This is a genomic window from Cesiribacter sp. SM1 (assembly GCF_020178975.1).
In the GTDB taxonomy this organism is placed as follows: Bacteria; Bacteroidota; Bacteroidia; order Cytophagales; family Cyclobacteriaceae; genus Cesiribacter.
In genome coordinates, this window is record NZ_JAHXBU010000094.1 from 672,277 (window position 1) to 696,067 (window position 23,791).

Consider the following 23,791-nt stretch of genomic DNA (forward strand, 5'->3'; position numbering starts at 1 on the left):
AAAGGTATTTTGTTGGTTAATAAGGTGATGGCAAATATTTTACAGCATTTCTGGAGCCTTGTTTTTCCGCAAACTTGCATTGTTTGCAATGAAAGGGTGCTGGTGCAGGGGGAGGAAAGCATTTGTACCTATTGCCGTTCTCGCCTTCCGCAAACAGATTATCATTTGCATCCTGCCAATAATGTGCTGTACCAGCAGCTGGTGGTGCACCTGCCTGTAAAATATGCCTTAGCCTATTTACTTTTTACTAAAAGTGGCAGAACTCAGCAATTGTTACATCACCTTAAGTACAGAGATATGCCGGAGCTGGGAGAGGAGCTGGGCAGGTGGTATGGTGCTGTTTTGGCAGAGCAGGCTTTTCAGCACCATTTTGATGCCGTAGTGCCCATACCCTTGCACAAAGAAAAGCTACTGAAAAGAGGCTACAACCAGAGCTACCATTTTGCCCTGGGGTTAGGGATTAGCCTGGGGCTGCCCGTATGGCCGGAGGTGGTAGTGCGGAAAAGCGCCAGTGAAACCCAAACCCGCAAAAGCAGGCTAAAGCGCTGGCAAAATGTAGAAGATATATTTGAAGTAGTGGTAGAAGAAAAGGTAGCGGGCAGCCGCCTGCTGCTGGTAGACGATGTGATTACGACCGGGGCAACCGTGCTTAGCTGTGCATTTGCACTGAAGGAGGCAGGCTGTAGCGAAATTAGCTTTGCTGCCCTGGCCACTGCCTGATGAAAAACAGGAGCAGGCAGGCACAAAAAAAGCTCCTGCCTTGCGGGCAGGAGCCTGTATATATGCTGTGAGCAATATTAGTAGTTAGTTCCGGCAGAGATCATGGCGCAACGGAAACCAATAGTAGCTGTTGCAGAGTCTTCTTCCAGGAAGCGGCGTGTACCAGGAGACAGCCAGTAGGCAATGTCTTTCCAGGAACCACCTTTGTATACACGTACACGGTCGTTGATCAGTGAGTTTTCAGGATCGTAAGCACTTCCTTCGTCCATGTAGCCATCGCGGCGCACTGGGTTAAGGTCGTCGAACTCACGGAATGAAAGCGGACGGTAAACGTCTTGTACCCACTCATTTACGTTGCCAGCCATGTTGTACAGACCAAAGTCGTTAGGCGGGAACTCGTAGATGTAGGCAGTGATCATGGCACCATCGTTCAGCTTACCGGCAATACCGGCATAGTCACCGCGGCCGCGCTTGAAGTTAGCCAGGAAGTAACCCATTTGTTTGCCATAAGGGTTACGCAGGGCGTGTCCATCCCAGGGATACAGGCGCTTGTGTGTTTGGTTCTCATCAAGCCACTGGGTACCGATAAGGGCCTGTGCGGCATATTCCCACTCGGCTTCTGTTGGCAGGCGGTAGTCTGGTAGCACTACACCAGTTTCCAGCGGAATGCGGCCACCAGTAGTTTCAGGAACATCATCCAGACCGTTTTCTTCGGCCAGCTTCTGGTTTACCACGCGGGTACGCCATTTGCAGTAGTCGTTAGCCTGCACCCAGGTAACACCTACCACAGGGTGGTAACGGAAGCCGGGGTAACGGAGGTAATGCTCAACGTAAGGGTCGTTAAAGGCCAGCTCACGTGCCCATACTGTAGTATCTGGCAGAGCCGACTCATAGAACTCACGGCTTGAGTCTAATTTTACATAGAAGAGGTACTCCAGCCAGTGGATGTTGGCAACTTCTGTTTCGTCCATATAGAACGAAGCTACCGTAACCGTACGCTCTAAGTTATCGCGCGAGTTTAAGATATCTTCTTCGTAAGATCCCAGGGTGGTGCGGCCACCCTGTATAAATACCAGGTTTGGACCGGCAGGCTGTCCGCGGAATTCATTCACGGCAAATCCGCCATCTTCGTTGTATTCCAAACCGGTAGCAGTACTGGCTTCGCCCGGGTTTACTGCATCAGGCGTTCCGCTTCGTCCGCAGGAAGCAAGCAATGCTAATCCGCAGGCCAAAGCTGTTAAGCCTTTAAGGTTGCTCACAATGTTGGTCATAACACACTTTTTTATTCTACACGCTGTTTAACGCAATACCTGTTAGCCAGCTACACCTATTTGCTGGCACATGACAAAATTGAACGATTCTCTTAACATTTTAAGTACAAATCCTAAGAAATAACTCACTATGTAAGATTACGTCTGTTTTAATCTATTTGCAAGCCCCCTTTACTGCCTGTTAGCGTAAAGTAAAAGCAACGCAATTATCAAACGCTGTTTCTTCCGGAAACGTATTTCTAAAATATTGAAAAAATACAGTATCTGCAGAAGATATGTAAGGTTTTTTAAATCAAAGCCTGCAGCCACACCCTAAAAAGGCACTTAGCTGCTCATATCCTGCAATAACTGCCTTGCTTCTTCTATTGTTCCAACTTCCTGTATGCTGAGAATGAGCCTCTTCTTGTGCTCCTTAAGTCTGCAGCGGCGCGGATGCATCTGTACATACCTTAAAATTTTGCCAAAAGTTTCCGACTTATAATAATCTTCTCGTTCCTGCGGAACAAAATAGGCTTTCAGGGTGCCTGACTTTAAGTTAAGCTTCTCAAAACCAAGCTCCTCGGCCTGCCAGCGCAGGCGCACGGTCTGGATCAGGTCCTGCACACTTTCGGGCAGCGGACCAAAGCGGTCGCGCACACTGTCGCCGAATTTTTGCAGCTCCAGCTCAGTCTTGATATTATCCAGCTGGCTGTACAGATTTAATCTTTCGCTGATGTTGCTTACATACTCATCTGGTATGAGCAGCTCCATATCTGTTTCAATGGTACAATCCTGCACCACAGGGCCTTTGATGGCTTCGCTCAGCTCGCGGGCAAAGAGGTCCCGGAATTCTGTTTCCTTTAACTCCTGAACGGCTTCGTCCAGTATTTTATGGTACATATCGAAACCAAGATCAGAAATAAAGCCGCTTTGCTCGGCCCCCAGCAGGTTGCCGGCACCGCGAATGTCCAGGTCGCGCATGGCTACCCTGAAACCATCGCCCAGGTCGCTGAACTCCTCCAGGGTGCTCAGGCGCTTGCGGGCATCGGAGCTTAGCTGGGCCACGGGTGGCGTAAGCAGGTAACAGTAAGCTTTTTTGTTGGAGCGGCCTACGCGGCCCCGCATCTGGTGCAGGTCGGAGAGGCCAAACATATGCGCCCTGTTGATGATGATGGTGTTTGCATTGGGAATATCCAGACCACTTTCGATGATGTTGGTACTCACCAGCACATCAAACTCTCCCTCAATAAAGGCAACCATTACTTTTTCGAGCTTGGCACCATCCATCTGGCCGTGGGCAACGGCAATGCGGGCATCGGGCACCAGTCGCTTAATAAGGCTGCCAATGCTGTCGATGTCGGAAATGCGGTTGTGCACAAAGAATACCTGCCCGCCCCGGCGCAGCTCCTGGCTCACGGCATCGCGCACAATCTCATCGTTAAAAGAGTGCAGCTCGGTGGTAACCGGCTGGCGGTTGGGGGGTGGTGTGGCAATTACACTTAGGTCGCGGGCGCCCATAAGGCTAAAGTGCAGGGTGCGCGGTATTGGGGTTGCCGTGAGGGTAAGCACATCTACATTTACCCGCATTTCCTTGAGGCGCTCTTTGGTTTTTACCCCAAACTTCTGTTCTTCGTCAATCACCAGCAGCCCCAGGTTTTTAAACTCCACATCTTTGTTTACAATGCGGTGGGTGCCAATAAGAATATCGGTTTTGCCCTCCTTTACATTCTGCAGGGTTTGCTTCAGATCTTTGCTGCTTTTAAAGCGGTTAATGTACTCTACCTTAAGCGGAAAATTATCGAGCCTTTCGCTAAAGGTGCGGTAATGCTGCATGGCCAGAATGGTGGTAGGCACCAGCACGGCCACCTGTTTGCCATCGGTTACGGCTTTGAAGGCTGCCCTTATGGCCACCTCGGTTTTACCAAAGCCCACATCGCCACACACCAGTCGGTCCATGGGGTGTGCCTGCTCCATATCTTCCTTTACATCGGCAGTAGCCTTGGCCTGGTCGGGGGTGTCTTCATAAATAAAGGAGCTCTCCAGCTCGGCCTGCAGAAAGCCATCGGGGCTGTAGGCAAAGCCCGGCGCACCTTTTCGTTTGGCGTAAAGGTCTATCAGGTCTTTGGCAATATCCTGTACTTTTTTCTTGGCGCGCTTTTTCTTATTCTCCCAGTCTTGCGAGCCCAGCTTGCTGATCTGGGGTGGCGTTCCCTCCTTGCCGGTGTACTTGCTGATTTTATGCAGCGAGTGAATGCTCACGTACAGCAGGTCATCATCGCGGTAAATAAGGCGCACCGCTTCCTGCTCCTTGCCATTATTCTCCACTTTCTCGAGGCCGGCAAACTTGCCGATGCCATAGTCTACGTGGGTAACAAAATCGCCGGGCTGCAGGCTGCGTAGTTCCTTTAAAGTGAGGGCTTTGCTTTTGCTGTACTTGTTTTTGTTGCGGAACTGGTGAAAGCGATCAAAAAGCTGGTGATCGGTATAGCAGGCCAGCCGCAGGTTACGGTCTACAAAGCCCTGCCGGAAAGCAACGTTTAAGGTCTGGAATTTGAGGTAAGGGTTTGTCTCTTCAAAAATGGTGGTGAGGCGTTCCAGCTGCTTTTGCTGCTCAGCTACCAGTATGTTGGTGAGGCCTTCCTCGCTGTTGCGCTCCAGGCGCTCGGCTATCAGCTCAAAGTTTTTGTTGAAGCTGGGCTGTGGCTCGGCCTGCCAGCTGTGTTCATGCCCGGCATCGAGGTAAAAGCGGTTGCCCCATTCTACGCGCGTAAAATTCGGGAGCTTCTCTTTATAAGTTTCGGGTGTTTCAAAAAGCTGTTCCGGCTTCATCAGCAGTTTGCTGTTGCCGGTAGCTTTCAGTACATCGGCAAAGCTTTGGCTGGCTTTGTCGAAGTAGCTTTGCAGCACATCCAGGGTTTGCTGATAGTCTTTGAAGAAGATGAGCGTATCTTCCTGCATAAAATCCAGCAGGCTCTGGCGCTCTTCCTGTATCAGTTTGGTTTGAACGTTCGGAATAATGGCAATGCTGTCGATGCTTTCGGTACTAAGCTGGCTTACCGGATCGAAGGTACGGATGCTTTCTACCTCGTCGCCAAAAAGCTCTATGCGGTAGGGCAGCTCATTGGCAAAGCTGTATACATCCACAATACCGCCACGCACGGCATACTGGCCGGCTTCGTACACAAAATCGGTAGGCTCAAAATCGTAGGTCTGCAGCAGCTCTACCATAAAGGGAACATCCAGCCGCTCGCCTTTGCGTACGCTAAAGGTGTTTTCTTTAAGAGAGCGGCGGTTGATTACTTTTTCTGTCAGGGCTTCCGGATAGGTTACCACCAGCTCGCCGGTGGCGGCTTTCTGGTTCAGGCGGTTCAGCACTTCGGCCCGCAGCAGCACATTGGCATTTTCGGTTTCATCGAAGCTGTAGGGGCGCTTCCAGGAAGAGGGAAACAGCAGCACCTCCTGCCGGCCCGTAAGAAACTGCAGGTCGTTGAGAAAGTACTGGGCTTCGTCGCGGTCGTGCATCACAAACAGGCAGGGCCGCTTGTTCATTTCATAAAAAACCGATGCCAGCACTGCATCCAGGCTACCCCGCAGACCTTTGATCTGGAGGCAGCTTTTTTTTCCTGGCTCCAGGTAAGATGCAAGGGTTTGTACCAGGCTATCGTTAGTATATAAAGTCTTTAAATCTTCTACCGTCAAGTTCAAAAGTTTTTGCTCTTTAAATAATTAAGCGCTGCAAATTTAGTTTGAAAAAAGTTAGCCTCTGCACTAACTTGTTATTGTACTGATAATAAGCGCAGAAATAGTGTGCATGCGGCGCAACCAAACCTTATTTTGTACAGTAAAACTAAATACAGGCTCCGGCTTTATAAATATCACGCTTGCAGATGTTTTTCCTCTATTTTTAGTAAGCAGGTTTGGAGCCCCACACTTTATATAACAGATTTTTTTATGCTACCATATCATAATAGAAAAATAACAGATACGGGTTCACAGGCTACCCTGGAGAAGATAGAGAAGTTGCACCCCCACAAAATGCTGCTTTACCTGGCCATTTTTGGCAGCACCCTTATCTTCCTGTTTATGATTATTGCCTTTACCGCAACCAATAACCATCCTGTATTGCAGGAGGGTGAAGCACAAATACAGCTGCCTAAAGCATTTACCTTCAGCACCCTGGTGCTGTTGTTCAGTTCTTACTTTGTGTCGCGTTTTATGCGGGCCTTTGAGCAGGAGAACATGAAGAAGCTGCGAAATATGCTGGGCATCACAGTAGTGCTGGGCTTTATTTTTACCATCAGCCAGTATTGGGGCTGGCATCAACTGGAGCAGGCCGGGCATGGTTTAAGCGGCATCAGCAGTGGAGCATATCTTTACATTATTTCAGGATTGCACATTTTGCACCTGGTAGGAGCCATGTTTTTCATGACCCACCAGTTTATCCGCACCAGCAGCATCTCTACCGATCCGGTAAAAACGCTTATTGCAGTAACCAATCCATACCAGAAGATGAAGCTGGAAATGCTCACCACTTACTGGCATTTTATGGACTTTCTGTGGGTGGCATTGTTCCTCTACTTCCTGATTATGTTTTAAGGGCCTGTGCAATTTTACCACAAGCATAAAATACTGTTGTTAACGGCTGTTGCTGTTTTGTTCCTATCATTTATTCCGGGCGTACAAACCTCTATGGAAATACCTGCACCCCCATTGCTGGACAAGTACCAGTGGAAAAACCGCCTCTTGCTCCTGTTTGCCCCAGATGAGGATGATAAAAGTTACAGACTTCAGCTGGAAGAACTGCTGAAGCAGGAAAAAGGGCTGCGGGAGCGTGATCTGCTGATCTTTCATGTGTTTCCCGACAGGGTTATATTACCGGATGGCACTGTTACTGTGCAGGCAGATGCCAGTGAACTGCGAAAGCACTACATTATTCCTTTAAAAGAAACTGCTACCCTGCTGATAGGCAAAGACGGGGGAGAAAAGCTGCGCAGCCGCGATTTACTTACCACCGAACGCCTCTTCCAGACTATTGATGTTATGCCCATGCGCCGGAATGAAATGAAGGAGCAGGATTAAAGTAGTGCTGATATTATTCTTTGCCTTTTGTATACTACACCTACCCCTGATTGAAATACAGGGCTAAATATGGCTGCCTTCGGGTATGCTCTACTGTAAAGAATTTATGCTGCAGCTCTTCACTAGCAACTAATCCTGACTGTCGCCGCTGTGCTCTGACTGGCAGCGCTGGCTGTTTTGCCGCAGCCGGAGCAATTAGCCATAGTCAAATTAAATAATCAGTTGCAGCGGCTATGGGTCCCTGACTACGCACCCCGGACTGCGCGTCCCGAACTAACCGCTATATCCATCCGCCATTGCTTTTTAGCAAAATACTGCCGTTGTTCGTAATAAGTATTTTTTAACAGCAATACACTGCCAATGGCTCCCTCAGCGCAATTCTACTATTTTAATGATCGTATTGTACAGGCCAATGAGGCCGTACTGCCCCTGCAGGACTTAAGCATGTTCAGGGGCTATGCAATTTTCGATTATGCCCGCACCCACAAAGGAAAACCCCTGTTGCTGGAGCAGTACCTGAAGCGTTTCCGCAGCTCTGCCCAGGCCCTAAGATTACCCCTGAAGCAAAGCAACGAGGAGTTAAGCAGGATCATAGGGGAGCTGATTGATCGTAATGGTTTTACAGAAAGCGGGGTGCGACTGTTGCTAACGGGTGGGTACTCTCCGGATGTGTTTACACCGGCAGACCCCAACCTGATGATAAGGATCGAAAACTCTACCCTTGCACCGCAGGCAGCTTATACCGAAGGAGTTTCGCTGCTCACCAATGAGTACCTGCGCGACTGGCCCCAGGTAAAGCATACCAATTACCTCAATGCCATCAGGCACTGGCCCAGGGTGAGTGCTGCCGGTGCTACCGAAATACTCTATTACTGGCAGGACGAAGTACTGGAGTGCAGCCGCAGTAACTTTTTTATTGTGAAAGGGGGCAAATTGATCACCTCAACCACGGAGTACATACTGGCGGGCATTACGCGTGCAGGCGTACTGGCACTTGCCCGGGAGCAGGGCATCAAAACAGAAGAGCGTATTTTTTCATTAGAAGAAGTGTGGCAGGCCGACGAAGCTTTTATTACCGGAACCACCAAGCGGGTGATGCCGGTAATAAAGATTGATGATCGCCCCATTGGCAACGGAAAGCCAGGGCCTGTAAGCCAGAGGCTGCTGCAGTTATGGGCAGCGCAGGTGGAAGGCTGAAACAATGTATCCATTACAAATAAATAACATGACCATAGATCTAACAAACAAAAACATACTCGTAACCGGCGCCAGCCGTGGTATTGGCAGGGCCATAGCAGAAGCACTGGCGAAAAGTGGTGCCCGTGTAGCGGTACACTACAACCATAACAGGGAAGAAGCAGAAGCGCTTGCCGCACAGATTGGTAATGGGAGCCGGGCCTTTGGGGCTGATTTAGGAACAGGCGATGGACCGCTTCAGCTATGGGAGCAGGTAACGGATGCCTTTGGAAAAGTAGATGTGCTTATCAACAATGCCGGTGTTGCCATCAGCAGTGATATGGAAAAAGATGATACAGACTGGCTGCACGACTGGGGACACACCATGATGGTAAACCTGAATGCTACTGCCCTGCTCTGCAAAAAAGCAGTGGCACATTTCAAGCAGCAGGGTGGCGGGCGCATCATCAGCATCAGCAGCCGGGCTGCTTTCCGGGGCGATACAGCCGATTACCTTGCCTATGCTGCCAGCAAAGGCGGCATGGTAGCCCTTACCCGCAGCCTGGCCAGGGCCTATGGCAAGCAGGGCATCAAAGCCTTTATTATTGCGCCAGGTTTTACACGCACCGATATGGCACAGGATTTTATGGACCAGTATGGAGAAGACTACGCACTGAACGATATTGCCCTGAATAAGCTGACCGAACCCGCCGACATAGCACCCACCATTGTATTTTTAGCCAGCGGCCTGGCCGATCACGCCACCGGCAGTACCATCGATATCAATGCGGGCAGTTATGTACACTAAGGTAGAATCAAGAATCAGGAGCCAGGAATCAGGATAAAATACAATGAACGGAGGATGTTAGATGTAGCTACAAAATTTAGCTCACAGAGCTTGTTGCTGACCTGCTTGAAGAAGTACAAGCCAGCAGGTGCAGGGGCAGTTGCTATGATCCCCGAAATCCATTGTCTATCGTCTAGAATCTATTGTCATAAATCTATCGTTCATTCTCATGTTTCCTGGTTCCTGATTCCTGACTCTTGGTTCATAACTCCAATTTCAGAACATCAAACGGTTTATTCTTTTTAATCCGGCGCTTTGTTCGTTATTTTACAAGGCTATGACAAAACGGTGGGTATTAAAGGAACGAGCTGATGCGGAGACGGCTGCCCGCTTGTCGGAAGAAATAAACGTGGACCCCGTAATCGCTAATTTGCTGGTGCAAAGAGGCATTACGAGCTATGAGGAGGCTTTTAAGTTCTTTCGGCCGCAGCTGGAAGACCTGCACGACCCCTGGCAGATGAAAGACATGGCGCTGGCTGTAGAGCGGCTGGAGCTTGCCATTGACCGGGGGGAAAGAATTTTGATTTACGGTGATTACGACGTAGACGGTACTACCTCTGTGGCACTGGTCTATGGCTTCCTGCGAGAACATTATTCTAACCTGGATTTTTACATTCCGGACCGCTATAAAGAAGGTTACGGCATTTCTGACGATGGTATTACCTATGCCATCGAAGAAGACTTCGGGCTGGTGATCAGCCTCGACTGTGGTATCAAAGCCCTCAAAACCATTCAGCGTGCTGCCGAGGCCGGCGTAGACTTTATTGTGTGCGACCACCACCTGCCCGGCGATGTGCTGCCACCTGCCGTAGCGGTGCTGGACCCTAAACGGTCCGACTGTCCCTACCCATATAAGGAGCTAAGCGGATGTGGCATTGGCTTTAAATTTTTACAGGCTTTTTGCCTGAAGAACGATATTCCACTGCAGCACCTCTACGAGTACCTCGACCTGACAGCCGTAAGCATTGCTGCCGATATTGTACCCATTACCGGCGAAAATCGCATTTTAGCCTATTGGGGGCTCAAAAAGCTGAACAAACAGCCTCGCCCGGGCCTTTTGGCACTTATAGAACAGGCAGGGTTTAAGAAGGAAATTGACATTACCAATGTTGTTTTCGGCATTGGTCCGCGAATCAATGCCTCCGGACGCATTGCCCATGCAAAAGCAGCTGTAAACCTGTTGCTTACCCAGGAGCAGGAGGAGGCAGCCTTTCTGGCGGAAGGCATTGACGATAAAAATTCGCAGCGCCGCAGCTTCGACAGCACCATTACCGAAGAGGCGCACGAAATGATCAGACAGGACCCGGAGTTTAAAGATGCCAAAACAACGGTGCTCTTCAAAAAAGACTGGCACAAGGGCGTAATTGGCATTGTGGCTTCACGCTGCGTAGATTGTTATTACCGCCCTACCATAATACTTACAGAATCTAATAACAAAGCCACCGGCTCAGCGCGTTCTGTAGTAGGGTTCGATATATATGAGGCTATTATGGAGTGCAGCGACCTGCTGCTCCAGTATGGTGGCCATATGTATGCAGCGGGCCTCACTATGGAGCTGGAAAATGTACCGCTTTTCAGGCAGCGGTTCGAGGAGGTGGTGGCAAGGCGCATACGGCCGGAGCAGCTCATTCCGCAGCTGGAGATAGACATCCCCCTGGGCTTTGATCAGATCACGCCTAAGTTTTACAATGTGCTGAAGCAGATGTCGCCCTTTGGCCCGGAAAACATGCAGCCTGTGTTTATGACCAGGCAGGTAAAGGCAGCCGGCAGAACCCGCATCATGAAAAACCGGCACCTGAAGGTATCGGTGGTAGAAGAAGAAACAGGTATTACATTTGAGGCAGTTGGTTTCGATATGGCCGATTACTTTGATTTTATTGACAGCGGCATGCGTTTTGATATTGCTTATACGTTGGAAGAGAATACCTTCTGGGGTGAAGGAACCCTGGAATTATACCTGCGTGATATTAAGTTTGAAGAATAGTATTGAGCGCCCGAAGAGCAATTAGCGCAAGCAGATACATTTTATGATACTACGAGCCGAAAATCTGGTAAAAAAATATAAAAAGCGCACGGTGGTAAACAATGTGTCCGTGCAGGTAGAGCAGGGCGAAATTGTGGGATTGCTGGGCCCCAACGGTGCCGGCAAAACCACTTCTTTTTACATGATTGTTGGCCTTATCAAGCCTAATGAAGGCCGCATTTTTTTAGAGAATGAAGATATTACTGCGCTCCCCATGTACCGACGGGCTAAAAAAGGCATTGGCTACCTGGCACAGGAGGCATCGGTTTTTCGTACCTTAACCGTAGAAGAAAACATTCTGGCCGTGCTGGAAATGACTAATCTTCCCAAAGCACAGCAAAGAGAAAAGATGGAGAGCCTGCTGGAGGAGTTTAGCCTTACGCATGTGCGCAAGAACCAGGGCATGGTGTTGAGTGGTGGTGAGCGCCGCCGTACCGAAATTGCCAGGGCGCTGGCGGTAGACCCCAAGTTTGTGCTGCTCGATGAGCCCTTTGCCGGTGTAGACCCTATTGCCGTGGAGGAAATTCAAACAATAGTGGCGCAGCTGAAAAACAAGAATATAGGCATCCTTATTACCGACCACAACGTTAATGAAACATTGTCTATTACTGATAGAGCGTACCTGATGTTTGAGGGTCGCCTGCTGAAAGCCGGTTCTGCCGAAGAGCTGGCCTCTGACCCGCAGGTACGGAAGGTATACTTAGGTCAGCATTTCGAACTTCGCCGTAAAATCTGATTTTTTCAGCTATGCTGGATTTGTTCAACTCTGTTCTCACATGGTTCATGAAAAAGCGCATCCAGGAGGTGGAGCATTTCATGAACAACCCGCATGATGTACAGCAGCAGGTGCTTCAAAACCTGCTCGATACTGCCAAAAGCACCGAATGGGGGCAGAAATGGGGCTATGCAGAGCTGCAGAAGAGCAGCGCCTTTCAGGAGCGGGTACCCATCAGCACCTACGAACAGCTTAAGCCATATATAGACCGTATGATGCGCGGGGAGCAGAATATCCTCTGGCCCGGCAAAATAGACTGGTTTGCCAAGTCAAGCGGTACTACTAGCAGCCGAAGCAAGTTTATTCCGGTATCGCCAGAGGCGCTGGAAGACTGCCATTACAAAGGCGGCAAAGACCTGATCTCTATCTACGTCAATAATTTTCCTGAAACCAAGATCTTCACCGGCAAAAACCTGGCTATTGGCGGGAGCCTGCAGGTAAACGAGCAGGATAGTGATGGTTCCTCCAAATATGGCGATATCTCCGCTATTATTATGCGAAACCTGCCCTTCTGGGCGCAAATGGTGCGCTCGCCAAGCCTGGAAGTAGCGCTGCTAAGCGAGTGGGATGAGAAGCTGGAGCGCATGGCCAATGAAACCATCAACGATAATATTACCAATCTGTCGGGTGTGCCTACCTGGACGCTCCTGCTGATGGAGCGCATCCTGGAAATTACCGGTAAGCAGAACATGCTGGAGGTATGGCCAAACCTGGAGGTGTTTACCCATGGTGCCGTTTCCTTTACCCCGTACGAGCAGCTCTTTAAAAAGCTGATCCCCACCGATACCATGTATTACCAGGAGGTGTACAATGCCTCAGAAGGCTTCTTTGGTATTCAGGACCAGACCCACAGCAAGGAAATGCTGCTTATGCTGGATTATGGGGTGTACTATGAGTTTATCGAAACCTCAGAGCTGGAGAAGGAGAATCCGAAGGTGCTTACGCTGGACCAGGTGCAGTTGGGAAAAAATTATGCCCTCATCATCAGCACCAATGGAGGCCTGTGGCGCTACAACATTGGCGATACAGTAAAATTCACCTCCCTGAATCCTTACCGCATCATCATCAGCGGGCGTACCAAACACTTCATCAATGCTTTTGGCGAAGAGGTGGTAATAGAAAATGCAGAGCAGGCCATTGCCGAGGCTTGCCGGCAGACCAATGCCGAAATTGATAACTTCACGGCTGCCCCCCGGTACTTTGGGGAAAAGAGCAAGGCCAGCCACGAGTGGATCATAGAATTTGTGCACCCGCCGCAGGATAAAGATCGTTTTGCGCAGGTGCTGGACGAAACGCTGCGCAAGATCAATTCTGATTACGATGCCAAGCGTTTTAAAGACATGGCCCTGCAGCCGCCAATTGTACACCATGCACCAAAAGGTACTTTTTACCGCTGGATGGAGAAGCGCGGAAAGCTGGGCGGACAGAACAAAGTGCCCCGCCTAAGCAACACCCGCGAGCATGTAGAGGATATTCTGGCAATGCTAAACACCTAATTTCAGCAGGCACAACCAGGTACAGGTATTAGGTGTTCGTTGATTGCACAGTCGTCTAGTTCCGGCTCCGCTGTAAGGATAATAAAATCAGGCACTACGGCCATGAAATGCCTGCTAAGCTTTAAACATACGTAGAATTATTATTTTGCTTTGCCTTTTCTTTTTTATGCTTAAGCAGGGTTAATACTACTGACGCGACAAAAGCAATGCTTATTCTTCTGGTAAAATCAATTTTTTCCAATTGACCTGCAAAGTCTGGCGAATCTCCTGACATCAACTGCTTGATTGGCACAAAAAATTCGCCCAGCAATAGCCCAACTACTACAATGGTGATAAACACCACTGTTCCATACCCAACTGCACGTTTAATCCCAAATTTTGCTTGTTCCATTGATGAAATACCAGTTTAGTAAAGAAAGGGCTCCTTTACTACTGTTCAACTAGTAAAGGAGCCTGGTGATAAGTATATAAAATTCAAAGTATTTTAGGGCCTTTGATCATAATCAGATCCTAAGCCTCTTTCCATTTAATGGTGCAGCCTATGGCTTTGGTGCTGGTAGTTTTGGGCTTTTTGCCGCTCATCAGCTGGCCAACGGCTTCCTCAACATATTTCTGATCGGCGGCGGCAGCATCTTTATGGTTATTGTCGATGGCGCCTACATACTCAACTTTGAAGCCTTTGGCCTCTTTGTTCAGAATGTAAATATGAGGCGTGCGGGTGGCGCCAAATGCTTTGGCCACTGATCCGGTATCGTCCTGCAGGTAAGGGAAGCCATAGCTTTTCTCCTGTGCACGTTTCTGCATTTCCTGGTAACTATCGCCGGCCTGCTGGCTGGGATCATTTGGGTTAATAGCCACAACAGGGTATCCTTTGGGAGCAAACTGTTTGTTCAGGGCTATGATGCGGTCTTCGTAAAGCTTTGCATAGGGGCAGGTATTGCAGGTGAACACCACAATAAGGCCTTTGGCGTTGGCATAGTTCGCCAGCGACACCTCTTTGCCATCAACATTGCGGAGCTTAAAGTCGGCAACATAATCACCAACCTCGTAGCCTTGTGGTAGCGTAGCAGCGCTAGCCAGCACAAATAAAGCGCCCAGTACTAGTAAAAAAACGTTTTTCATTGTTGGATTTGGCTTATGGTACAGATGTATATTTATTTAACAGTGCCTCCAGTTCCTGTGGCTCCATTTTACCTTCTATTAGCTTGCGTTGCTTGCCCGAAAGAATAATAGTGGTAGGAATTGCTCCTGACCACTGCGGGTCTACCCGGTTGATAAAAGCATTCTGGTCGGTTTCGTCCAGCAGCATTACTGTGCCATTCAGCTTTTTCTTTTTGACAAAGGGCTTTACCCGGCTTTCAAGTATTTCCACATCATCCAGGCTCACAAAGTACATTTTTACGCCTTTATCAGCGTACTTTTCCTGCGCTTTGCTGAAGTAGGGCATTTCTTCAATACAGGGTCTGCACCAGGTAGCCCAGAAGTTGATGAGCACAACACCCTCTTTTGGCTGTTTCAGCAGATTGTTCAGGTCTGCCAGCTTAATCACTTCCACCTCCTGTGCAACGGCAGGTGCCAAACTAAATAATCCAAAAACCAGTAAGAGTAAAATCTTTTTCATGCAATATCATATAGTTCAGAAAGATAACGCATGCACGGCACAAAAAGTCCGTAAGAGGGTTAAAAATTGATTAGAAACACTTACTCCCGCTGCTGGCGTATAAGGCGGGTGCGGTAGGCATTAAAGATGCGGCTTTTGGAAACAAAGCCGGCGTAACGGCCGCCATATATTACGGGCAGGTTCCAGGCGCCGGTTTTTTCAAATTTATTCATCACCGATTCCATGTCTTCGTCCAGCACTACCTCTGCCGGAGGCTGGCGCATAATGGTGTTGATGATCACCTTTTTCCGCTTTTCAATATCGAACATAATTTCCCGGATATCATCAAGGGTAATGATGCCTTTCAGAACGCCATGTTCATCCACCACCGGAAAAATGTTGCGGGTACTCATTTGTACCAGCTGCACCATTTCTTCCACAGTAGCGGTAGGTCTTATTTCCATCAGGTCGGTTTCTACCAGCTTCTCCAGAGATATCAGGCGAAGCACCTGCTTGTCTTTGTCGTAAGGAATAAAATCGCCCCGTTCAACCAGGTTTTTTGTATAGAAGGAGTAGCGCTGAAAGTAAGAGGATACACTGTAGGAGATTGCCGATACCAGCATAAGGGGCACAAAAAGTGTATAGCCGCCTGTTAGTTCGGCGATGAGGAAGATGGCTGTGAGCGGGGCATGCATAATGCCGCTCATAACGCCGCACATACCTACCAGGGTAAAGTTGGCTACGCTTACATGGCCGGCAACCTGCACCACATTAATAAAGCGGGCAAAGAGAAAACCGGTAACAGCACCCATAAAAAGCGAAGGCGCAAACACACCGCCACTACCGCCGGCGCCTATGGTGAGGGCCGAAGCAACAGGTTTGATGAGCAGAATACCTAACAGGAACAGCAGAAGAAAGTAAGGATTTTCAACCTCATCGAAAAATAAGCTGCGGCTAAGCAGGTAGTGGTCCCGGCCCTCGAGCATGCCGGTAATGCTGTCGTACCCCTCGCCATAGATTGGCGGAAATATAAAAATGATTAGCCCCAGGCCGATACCACCAACCAGGGCGCGCGGAATGCGGGCATTGATTTTTCCGACCCAGCCCTCTACAGTGTACATAACCCTGTTAAAATAAAAGGCAGTTATGCCGCACACAGCACCAAGCAGCAGAAAGTAAGGCGTTTCTATTGCCCTGAAAGGTTCTTCGAGCCTGAAGGTAAAGAGTATATCCTGGCCCAGCAGCACGAGCGAAACCAGCTGCCCACTTACGGAGGCAATCAGCAGCGGAATGAAAGAGGCAATGGTTACATCGGAAAGGATTACTTCTATGGCAAAGATCACACCTGCTATGGGAGAATTGAAAATAGCCGCTACGGCCCCGGCAGATCCGCAGCCTATGAGCATGGTGCGCTTTTTGTAGTTTAGGTGCATAAGCTGCCCTATGTTGGAGCCAATGGCAGAACCTGTAACTACAATAGGTGCCTCCAGTCCCACAGACCCGCCAAAACCAACGGTGAGGGCAGAGGTAAACATGCGGGAGTACATTTTAGAGCGCTCTATAATGCTGCTCTTTTTAGAAATGATGTAGAGAATATCCGTTATGCCATGGCCGAGCTTTTCCTTCAGTACAAAGTGTGCCAGCAGTACCGTAAGCAATATACCGATGAGTGGGTAGGTAATGTAAAGAATGTTGGCAAAACCGTAGTGGAAAAAGCCGGTGAGGCTATTCTGGATAAAATGGACGGCTGATTTCAGGGTAACCGCCGCCAGGCCGGAAATCATCCCGATGATACCCGCCAGGATCAGTACAAAGTTTTTATTGTTGATGTGCTTGATGCGCCAGATTAAAAAGCGCGCCAGCAGGTTGTTACCGTTCATTCCCCAAAGCTTCCAGACAAGGCGCAAGTTAGGCCAAAGATGTTTCTTATGTAAAGCTTTTTTGGCTTAATGTGGGCTTGCTCAGCAACTATTCCAGGGGCAGGAACCTGTAGCGGTAACTTTACTGTTTACCGTTCAGCTTTTGTATATTTGCAGCCATGATCAATAAAATCAAAGACTTTTACGCCAAATACAAGCAGTACATGCTGGTAGACGTGCTCATGTATGCTGCCATGATCCTGCTGATCATTCTGTTGTTCGTGTTTTTTGGCTAAGGTTTCTATTCATCTGCCACGGCAGTTTCTGCTAAGAGCCCCAGCTCCCCCATATCTTTCTTGGCATTAATGCCCATAGACTTTAGCTTTTCGGCGCGGCTTAGTAGGTTGCCTTTGCCGGTGCTTAGCTTTTTCATGGCTTCGCTGTAGGTCTCCTGGCTCTTGTCCAGTAAAGCACCTATTTTCTCCAGCTCCTGCACAAACCCATAAAATTTATCGTAAAGCCTGCCGCTTTCTTCTGCAATCTGCAGGGCATTCTGATTTTGTTTTTCGTATTTCCAGATAGATGCCGTGGTGCGCAGCGTAGCCAGCAGGGTAGTAGGGCTTACAATAATTACCTTGCGCTCCCAGGCATATTGGAAGAGGCTGGAGCTGCCCAGGCTGGAGCCGCCCAGGCTGTCGGTATCGGTGCTAAGGGCCAGGCTAAACGATGCTTCTATGGGTACAAAGAGCAGCACAAAATCTGGTGTGTTGAGCTTGTGCAGGCGGTAGTAGTGCTTTTCAGAAAGACCTTTTACATGGCTGCGCAGGCTGTGGATGTGCTGCTTCAGGTAGTTAAGCCTTTCAGTTTCGTCGGGGCAGTTGCAGAAAGACTCGTAGGCCTTGAGTGAGACCTTGGCATCGATGATCAGGTGGCGGCCTTCCGGCAGGCGTACAATAACATCAGGCCGCTGCGCCTGTCCGTCTTCGCCGCGCAGGCCCATGTCTTCGCCCTGCAGCAGGTATTCGCTGCCGCGCTGCAGGCCGCTGCTCTCCAGGATGCGCTCCAGTACCAGCTCTCCCCAGTTTCCCTGTATTTTATTGTCGCCCTTAAGGGCCTGGGTAAGGTTGCGGGCTTCTTCACTCATTTGCTGGTTCAGGCGCGCTAGGCGTTCCAGCTCTCCCTTCAGCACCTCGCTCTGCACCGTCTGGTTTTCCTGGTTTTTCTCAACCCGCTGTTCAAAAGAGGCAATACGCTCTTTTAGTGGATCCAGGATCAGGCGCAGGCGTTCGCTGTTGCTTTCGGCCAGCTGCTCGCGCTGCTGGCTTAGTACCTGGTGGGCCAGGTTTTCGAACTGCTGGCGCAGTTGCTCCTGCAGCTGCCGGAGTTCTTCCTTTTGTGAGCCCAGCTTTTCCTGCAGGTGGCGGTTGGTGGTTTGTGCTTCTACCAGGCTGCTGCGCAGGTCGGCTTCGGAAAACTGGAGCTGCTCCCGCTCCTGCAACAGGCGGTTGTGCTGCTCCTGCAGTCGCAGGTACCTGTCCTGTGCCAGCTGGCTGGCATGTTCGGCCTCTGTATGCTTTAGCGCTGCCTCTTTTCCCTTTTTAAACAAATGCAGGCAGCCAAACAGTAGAAGCAGGCTGCTGCCGGCAGAAAAAAGGAGGAGCAGGAGTGGAAGGCCAGTCATTTTGTATCTGAATGTTTCTACCAATATAAAGGATTACGCCTGATTTTGGTAGAATACTGAGTATTGAGTATTTGGGTTACTGATGGTATGTCTGCAGTGGGGCTATCTGGCGGGGTGTGCCATGGAAAGGCAAAAGCCTCCTGCAGGAGCTGCAGGAGGCGATTGGATAAGGTAAACAAGCAAGGTTTTTTAAACTGCGCTAACGTTATAGAAGCGGTAGTGAACGTAAAGCTTGTTTGACTTGAGGTACTCCAGGATAAAGCTGTAGAGCACATCGTAGGAAATAATCTCCATGTCAACGCCAGGCTCTGACGGAATATCGATTTTGCGCAGTTTGTTGTAGTAAGTACGGCCTTTTTCTTCGATCTGGTCGTAATTGAATTCTTTTTCTGTTACAATGCTAAGCAGGCGAATAAAAATGCTGTTGCGGTAGTTGTGGCGCTTATCCAGGTGTGTAGAGTTGTACTGCTGCAGTGCTTCCACACGGCGGCGAACCTCTTCTATGTTGCCATCGCGCAGCAGGTACATATACTGAATAATGAGACGTGCAATGTTATAAGAAGAGAATTCTTTTGGATAATCCGGCATGGTATCCACAAACTTCTCCAGGTTAAAGCCCCAGCGCAGCAGCTTGGAGTCATTTACAAACACCAGGAAGGCCCGGTAGATCTTCCAGCGTTTCTTTTCGAGCTCAGGCAGTACGCTATAGTTTTTGTTAGTGCGTACCTTGCGGAAGATTTCACCGGCTTTTTTGTAGTTCAGGCCCTTCATCATCAGCAGAAAATACAGCTCCATAAAGCGGAACCACTGGCTGCTGCCAGCTTTAAAGAATTTGCTGGTTTTCTGGGCATAGGCGCCACCACCTTCGGCATCGCGCAGGCAGTAGTAGGCCTTAAGCTTGGTAAGGACCACATCGTTCTTATTCAGGTCTATCTCTACCAGGCTGTTGTCTTTTTTCAGGTAACGATCTTCAATGGCATCGCACAGACGAATGTTATCCTTAAAGTTCCAGCTAAGCTCGTTATAGAGCGTTTGGAGCATAAATACCAGGCGGTCTATCTGGCGGCTCTTATACTTCTGGGCGTACTTCTGCAGCTTTATCACGGTTTCGGGTATGTTGCTCATTACCCGGTTTTGTGCACTTACAGATTTGTTTACAAACACCAGAATGCCCTGGTAGGCTGCTTCGGCTTCTTCTATGGCCTGCTTAAAGCTTTGATAATAGGCCAGTTCCTCGCTTACTTCCTGGTAGGGAGTAACCTTGCCCTGTCTTGCATAATCATTGCGTTGCAGGGTAAGGGCTTCAATTAGAATATCGATGCACTCAAACTGCTTGGCATTTTTGATAAGTGTAGGCAGCACGTTAGCGGCAATTTCATGAGCACCCTCTTTTACCAGGATCTGGCATTGGTGCAGCATGTGGCGGCATTCGTACTCGCACTTATTGTATAAGGTGTAGGTACTTTTGTCGTAATCCAGAAAGTAAAGATGGTTGAGCAGTTTTTGCTTAAGCTTTGCTTTTGCATTGCGGTAGTTTCGGTTACCGGGGTGAGAACGAAACATGGCTTTGGCAGCTTCATCATCACTGAGGAACTGTCCGTTTACGATGCCATCATACAGCTGGTTATCTTTGGAAATTTCGTTTTTCCTGAAGTTCAGATTCACAAGCTGAATGCTGCGCTGTCCCCTTTTTTTGGTAATCTCAATGAGCTTAAGCAGGTCTTCCATAGTGGCTGAGGTTTGACTGGGGTGTTGTAAGTGCTGATAATGTTACGTGCGGTGGCAGCTCTGTAGTAAAAGTTATTTTGGCTGTTCGTCAACTACAAGGTTCTGCTAATGTTAGTGCTTTTCCCGTAAAAATATTACATACAGGTAAAATAATTAGCTTTAAGGATCTTTTGCAAGAAAAACTTAAATTTTTTCGGCAAAAAATTTTATTTATGTAGAATAAATACACTAAATTTGTGATATAACACAAAAATCTACTATTGGAATAGGCTTTCAGCCACTTAATGATTAAAGCGGATTTTAAAAGGGAAGCAGTATATTTTTAAAAATATTTTAAGAAGATAGTGCAACTTACAAGGTCCGGAATCAGTATAAGATAGATAGATTTTTTAAGCATAATCGGTATGGACAAGTTCAGAATCAACTACAAGTGTAACAAGATACCAAAGGCCAACTCGGGATTAGAGGGCTTTACGGTAGACCGTACCTATACTGGCCGCTCCTTTAACGGATTGTTTGAGGTAACGCCGCAGTGGGGTAATGGCAAGCAAACCAAACTGCTGCAGCGCCAGGAGTTTGAGGAGTACTTTGAGATAGTGCCTGTAGGTTTTCTGCATCAGCAAAGTGCCTGATTACCAGCGGTAGCATGTATGTACAGCAAATAAAAGAAACCTGCCTCTACGTAAAGGACCTGGACCAGAGCAGGGCCTTTTATGAAGGTAAACTGGAATTGCCTGTGATTGGCCTGGCCGAGCACAGGCACATTTTTTTTAGGGCCGGAAGCTCTGTTCTGCTGTGTTTTATCGCTGAAAGCTCAAAAAAATCCACTCATTTGCCCCCGCACTGGGCTGCGGGAAAGCAGCACTTTGCCTTTCAGGTGGCAGCACCTGAGTATGAAGCCTATAAGAACAAGGTAAAGAAGCTGGGCATTGCCATTACTCATGAAGAGCTGTGGCCTAACGGCCTGGAGTCGTTCTATTTTGAAGATCCGGACGGCCATGTGCTGGAGGTAGTGCCCGAAGGGCTTTGGGAGAAGAGTAAATAGCAGCAGGCTATTCTTTTGCTGCTTACTCCCGCTTTTCCTGTTAGGCCACTACCCTCTGCCTACATACCTAAAACAATTTCTTTTCTGCTTAACTGTATGCTCCAGACTGCACAAGGCTTTTTTGTAGTTGCACCGTTAGTTGCAGGGGCATTGTAAATAAAATATTCTTTTCCCTCCGCCTGTATGTTGCTTTCCAGAGGCAGGTTTTGTTCAAGGTTGTAGCGGTAGGCTTCCAGCACTTGCTGTTCCAGAGTGCTTGCCGGTACCTCATGCTCATTGAGCAGCGAATAGCACTTTATTTGTGCCTGGTACTGGTTCTGGAGTGAATCCAGCAAGGAGGGGGGCATGGCAGGACAGCAGTTGCTGCTGTCGGGTAAGCTTTTAGACTCCAAAACCGATACAATCATTTGCCCCTGCTGCAGGCCTGCAGCTTCAATCTCTCCTTCTTTTATACGCCTTGGTTCCCGGCGCCGCATTTCTTCCTGGAGTGTACCCGGGTCTAAACGACGCTGGCTGCCTGTATCACAGGCAGCCAGCAAACACAGCAACACAAAATATAATGGTTTACGAATGCTCATGTTTATGCACAACACTGGTGATGTTGGCAGCAAATATAAGGTATTTGTGGGTGTTGGCGTACATATCCCGGGTTTTACCCGCAGAAGCTTTTACAACCACTTCTCCGCCATTTTTGGCTTTCAGGGTTAAAATACCGTTCCAGGTGTGGCCTTCATCCACTGTTTTTCTGGCCTGGTTAAGGGCTTCTGAAGAAATTACCAGGTTGTTGAACGCCATCTTTTGCAGCTCGCTCTCCTGGTAGCCCAGTACCTGAACAGTAGTGGCGTTTACCAGGCTTATCTTAAGGTGCTCATTCAGCTCAAACAAAAGGTTCGTGCTGTTAATAATGTTTTCCTTTTCCTTGCGGTCCTGCTGGCTGCGCTCCATTTCTTCCTGGGTTGCCTGCAGTTCTTCCATGTTCTGGCGCATTTCTTCTTCCTGGGCACGCATCTGCTCGGTTAGCTGCTGCGAGTCTTCCAGCAGGCGCTGGGTGCGCTCGTTTACTTTTGCAGAAGACAGTGTGGAAGCAATGCTCTCTGCAATTTTCTCAACAAACTCAACCTGGTAATCGGCATAGGTATTGAATGAGGCAAGCTCAAGCAAACCATAAACCTCGTCGTTCAGCTTCAGGGGCACAATCAGTATAGACGTAGGGTTTGCTTCGCCCAGGCCTGAGGTAATGCTAATGTAATCGTCGGGAATGTCTGTAAGATAGATAGTTTCTTTCTCCAGCCATGCCTGGCCGGTAAGGCCATCGCCGGGATACACCTTCTGTTCTACATACTTTTTCTTATCCCAGGCATAGCAGGCGGCCATCTCCAGGTAAGGGTCCTGCGGGTTTTCGTCGTTTACAATGTACAAACCACCCTGGTTGGCGCCTACATATTTTACCAGGTTACTGAGTATGGTATCGCTCAGGCTGCCAATGTTGTCGTTGCTCTTACGCAAAATTTCGCCAAACCTGGCCAGGCCTTCTGTTGCCCAGTTGCGGCGGCTGTCTTCTTCTGCTACTTTCTGCAGGTTGTCGCGCATTTCTATAAGCGAGTTGCCCAGCACATCTTCCTGGCTCAGGGGCTGAAAGTTAGCAGTGTAGTTGCCTTTACCAATGTTTTCGGCAAAGCCGGAGGTAGATCTCAAGCCAACCACCAGTTTTTCCAGGGCCACGGCCATTTCGCCGATTTCGTCGTTAGAGAACTTGCGGGTGTTATCTTCGGGCAGTATACCGTTGCTAAGCTTGTATACTACATCTTTCATATAAGTTACCGGGCCGGTAATGGTGCGGGTAATGATCAGTGCAATAATAAAACCCAGCACAATAACGACGATGCCCAGTACAATGGTGGTATTACCCAGGGTTTCAAAAGAAGTCATCTGCACTATGGTAGCTGTTTCTTTTTCCTGCAGTTTAGCCTGGATCAGGCTCTCCAGCTTCTTTTGCAGGTTGCCCATCTCCGGCAGAATCTGGCTGGAGAGCGCTTCCTCAGCCATGAACTTAACCATAGAGTCTTCATAATCTTCAAAAGTGCGCAGATTTGCCATAATCTCATTTTGCTGCACTGTAAAGATGGCGTCCAGCTGCGTGAAAATGGCTTTCATTTCTTCCTGCTGCTTCTGATCTTCCCATTTTAGTGAGAGGGCATCGAGCTCCTTCTTCAGTACAGGGTACTCGTTGCGCTGCAGGCTGTCGAGCTTTTGTTGGTCCTGCAGGTTGCGGTACATATACACCCAGTTGGTTACCAGCATTTTGGAGCGGCTTACCAGGTGGTTAAGATCACTGAGCTTAGCTACGGAGGGATCAATTACCTCGGTGTTTTCCCGGATAATTGAGCCGTTGTGCCGGATGGTTAAAATGCTGTAGATGGCATTGGCAGCAAAAATGGTAATCAGGATTAAAAATCCTCCTAATACCTTGTTGCCTATGGTAAACCTAAATCGTTTCATGCTTTTGCGTTAC

20 protein-coding genes are annotated in these 23,791 nt (G+C 48.7%); 10 read left to right on the top strand and 10 right to left on the bottom strand.

What is annotated here, in order from left to right; all coding sequences use genetic code 11:
• The first annotated feature begins 27 nt into the window (after window positions 1-27).
• Window positions 28-720: a ComF family protein gene (locus KWJ01_RS26960; RefSeq protein WP_225000247.1), complete on the top strand. Its 693-nt coding sequence runs from the start codon at window positions 28-30 to the stop codon at window positions 718-720.
• Between the two features lie 77 nt (window positions 721-797).
• Here the strand turns inward: KWJ01_RS26960 and gldJ are convergent, their stop codons facing one another.
• On the bottom strand, window positions 798-1,991 hold the full coding sequence (gene gldJ, locus KWJ01_RS26965; RefSeq protein ID WP_225000248.1) for a gliding motility lipoprotein GldJ: 1,194 nt from the start codon (window positions 1,989-1,991) through the stop codon (window positions 798-800).
• A gap of 324 nt (window positions 1,992-2,315) precedes the next feature.
• A complete protein-coding gene (gene mfd / locus KWJ01_RS26970) occupies window positions 2,316-5,669 on the bottom strand; it encodes a transcription-repair coupling factor (RefSeq protein ID WP_225000249.1) in 3,354 nt (1,117 codons plus the stop codon).
• A 252-nt stretch (window positions 5,670-5,921) separates the two neighbouring features.
• Between mfd and KWJ01_RS26975 the strand changes: the two genes are divergently transcribed.
• The 7 genes from KWJ01_RS26975 to KWJ01_RS27005 all read left to right on the top strand — a co-directional run bounded on the left by KWJ01_RS26975 (window position 5,922) and on the right by KWJ01_RS27005 (window position 13,366).
• Entirely contained in the window at window positions 5,922-6,566 is a 645-nt protein-coding gene (locus KWJ01_RS26975) for a cytochrome c oxidase subunit 3 (protein WP_225000250.1), read from the top strand.
• 93 nt (window positions 6,567-6,659) lie between these two features.
• Complete coding sequence (locus KWJ01_RS26980; protein WP_225000251.1) at window positions 6,660-7,049, top strand: DUF4174 domain-containing protein; 390 nt, start codon at window positions 6,660-6,662, stop codon at window positions 7,047-7,049.
• A 360-nt stretch (window positions 7,050-7,409) separates the two neighbouring features.
• Entirely contained in the window at window positions 7,410-8,246 is an 837-nt protein-coding gene (locus tag KWJ01_RS26985; protein WP_225000252.1) for an aminotransferase class IV, read from the top strand.
• 28 nt (window positions 8,247-8,274) lie between these two features.
• Window positions 8,275-9,033, top strand: a complete 759-nt coding sequence (locus KWJ01_RS26990) for an SDR family NAD(P)-dependent oxidoreductase (protein WP_225000253.1) — start codon at window positions 8,275-8,277, stop codon at window positions 9,031-9,033.
• Between the two features lie 316 nt (window positions 9,034-9,349).
• The gene (gene recJ, locus KWJ01_RS26995) at window positions 9,350-11,056 is read left to right on the top strand and encodes a single-stranded-DNA-specific exonuclease RecJ (protein WP_225000254.1); all 1,707 of its coding nucleotides are present in this window, start codon (window positions 9,350-9,352) and stop codon (window positions 11,054-11,056) included.
• A 43-nt stretch (window positions 11,057-11,099) separates the two neighbouring features.
• A complete protein-coding gene (gene lptB / locus KWJ01_RS27000) occupies window positions 11,100-11,831 on the top strand; it encodes an LPS export ABC transporter ATP-binding protein (protein WP_225000255.1) in 732 nt (243 codons plus the stop codon).
• A gap of 47 nt (window positions 11,832-11,878) precedes the next feature.
• A complete protein-coding gene (locus KWJ01_RS27005; protein ID WP_225000256.1) occupies window positions 11,879-13,366 on the top strand; it encodes a GH3 auxin-responsive promoter family protein in 1,488 nt (495 codons plus the stop codon).
• 121 nt (window positions 13,367-13,487) lie between these two features.
• Here the strand turns inward: KWJ01_RS27005 and KWJ01_RS27010 are convergent, their stop codons facing one another.
• The 6 genes from KWJ01_RS27010 to KWJ01_RS27035 form a co-directional block, all read right to left on the bottom strand.
• Window positions 13,488-13,757, bottom strand: a complete 270-nt coding sequence (locus tag KWJ01_RS27010; protein WP_225000257.1) for a hypothetical protein — start codon at window positions 13,755-13,757, stop codon at window positions 13,488-13,490.
• A gap of 119 nt (window positions 13,758-13,876) precedes the next feature.
• Entirely contained in the window at window positions 13,877-14,488 is a 612-nt protein-coding gene (locus KWJ01_RS27015) for a thioredoxin family protein (protein ID WP_225000258.1), read from the bottom strand.
• A gap of 13 nt (window positions 14,489-14,501) precedes the next feature.
• The gene (locus tag KWJ01_RS27020) at window positions 14,502-14,987 is read right to left on the bottom strand and encodes a TlpA disulfide reductase family protein (protein ID WP_225000259.1); all 486 of its coding nucleotides are present in this window, start codon (window positions 14,985-14,987) and stop codon (window positions 14,502-14,504) included.
• Window positions 14,988-15,067: 80 nt separating this feature from the next.
• Entirely contained in the window at window positions 15,068-16,846 is a 1,779-nt protein-coding gene (locus KWJ01_RS27025; protein WP_225000260.1) for a chloride channel protein, read from the bottom strand.
• Between the two features lie 280 nt (window positions 16,847-17,126).
• A complete protein-coding gene (locus KWJ01_RS27030) occupies window positions 17,127-18,506 on the bottom strand; it encodes a DNA recombination protein RmuC (protein WP_225000261.1) in 1,380 nt (459 codons plus the stop codon).
• 189 nt (window positions 18,507-18,695) lie between these two features.
• On the bottom strand, window positions 18,696-20,234 hold the full coding sequence (locus KWJ01_RS27035; protein WP_225000262.1) for a hypothetical protein: 1,539 nt from the start codon (window positions 20,232-20,234) through the stop codon (window positions 18,696-18,698).
• A gap of 404 nt (window positions 20,235-20,638) precedes the next feature.
• Here KWJ01_RS27035 and KWJ01_RS27040 point away from each other — a divergent pair, with 404 nt between their 5' ends.
• Window positions 20,639-20,866 (top strand): hypothetical protein, encoded by a 228-nt coding sequence (locus KWJ01_RS27040; protein ID WP_225000263.1) that lies wholly within the window; start codon window positions 20,639-20,641, stop codon window positions 20,864-20,866.
• Window positions 20,867-20,880: 14 nt separating this feature from the next.
• Entirely contained in the window at window positions 20,881-21,279 is a 399-nt protein-coding gene (locus KWJ01_RS27045) for a VOC family protein (RefSeq protein ID WP_225000264.1), read from the top strand.
• A gap of 59 nt (window positions 21,280-21,338) precedes the next feature.
• On the opposite strand, the gene KWJ01_RS27050 is transcribed toward KWJ01_RS27045, so the two are convergent.
• Window positions 21,339-21,857, bottom strand: coding sequence for a hypothetical protein (locus KWJ01_RS27050; protein ID WP_225000265.1), 519 nt, complete (start codon window positions 21,855-21,857; stop codon window positions 21,339-21,341).
• Window positions 21,844-23,778 carry a GAF domain-containing protein gene (locus KWJ01_RS27055; protein WP_225000266.1) on the bottom strand — a complete coding sequence of 645 codons (1,935 nt, stop codon included), beginning with the start codon at window positions 23,776-23,778 and terminating at the stop codon, window positions 21,844-21,846. Before KWJ01_RS27055 ends, KWJ01_RS27050 begins: the two co-directional genes overlap by 14 nt.
• Window positions 23,779-23,791: the final 13 nt, after the last annotated feature.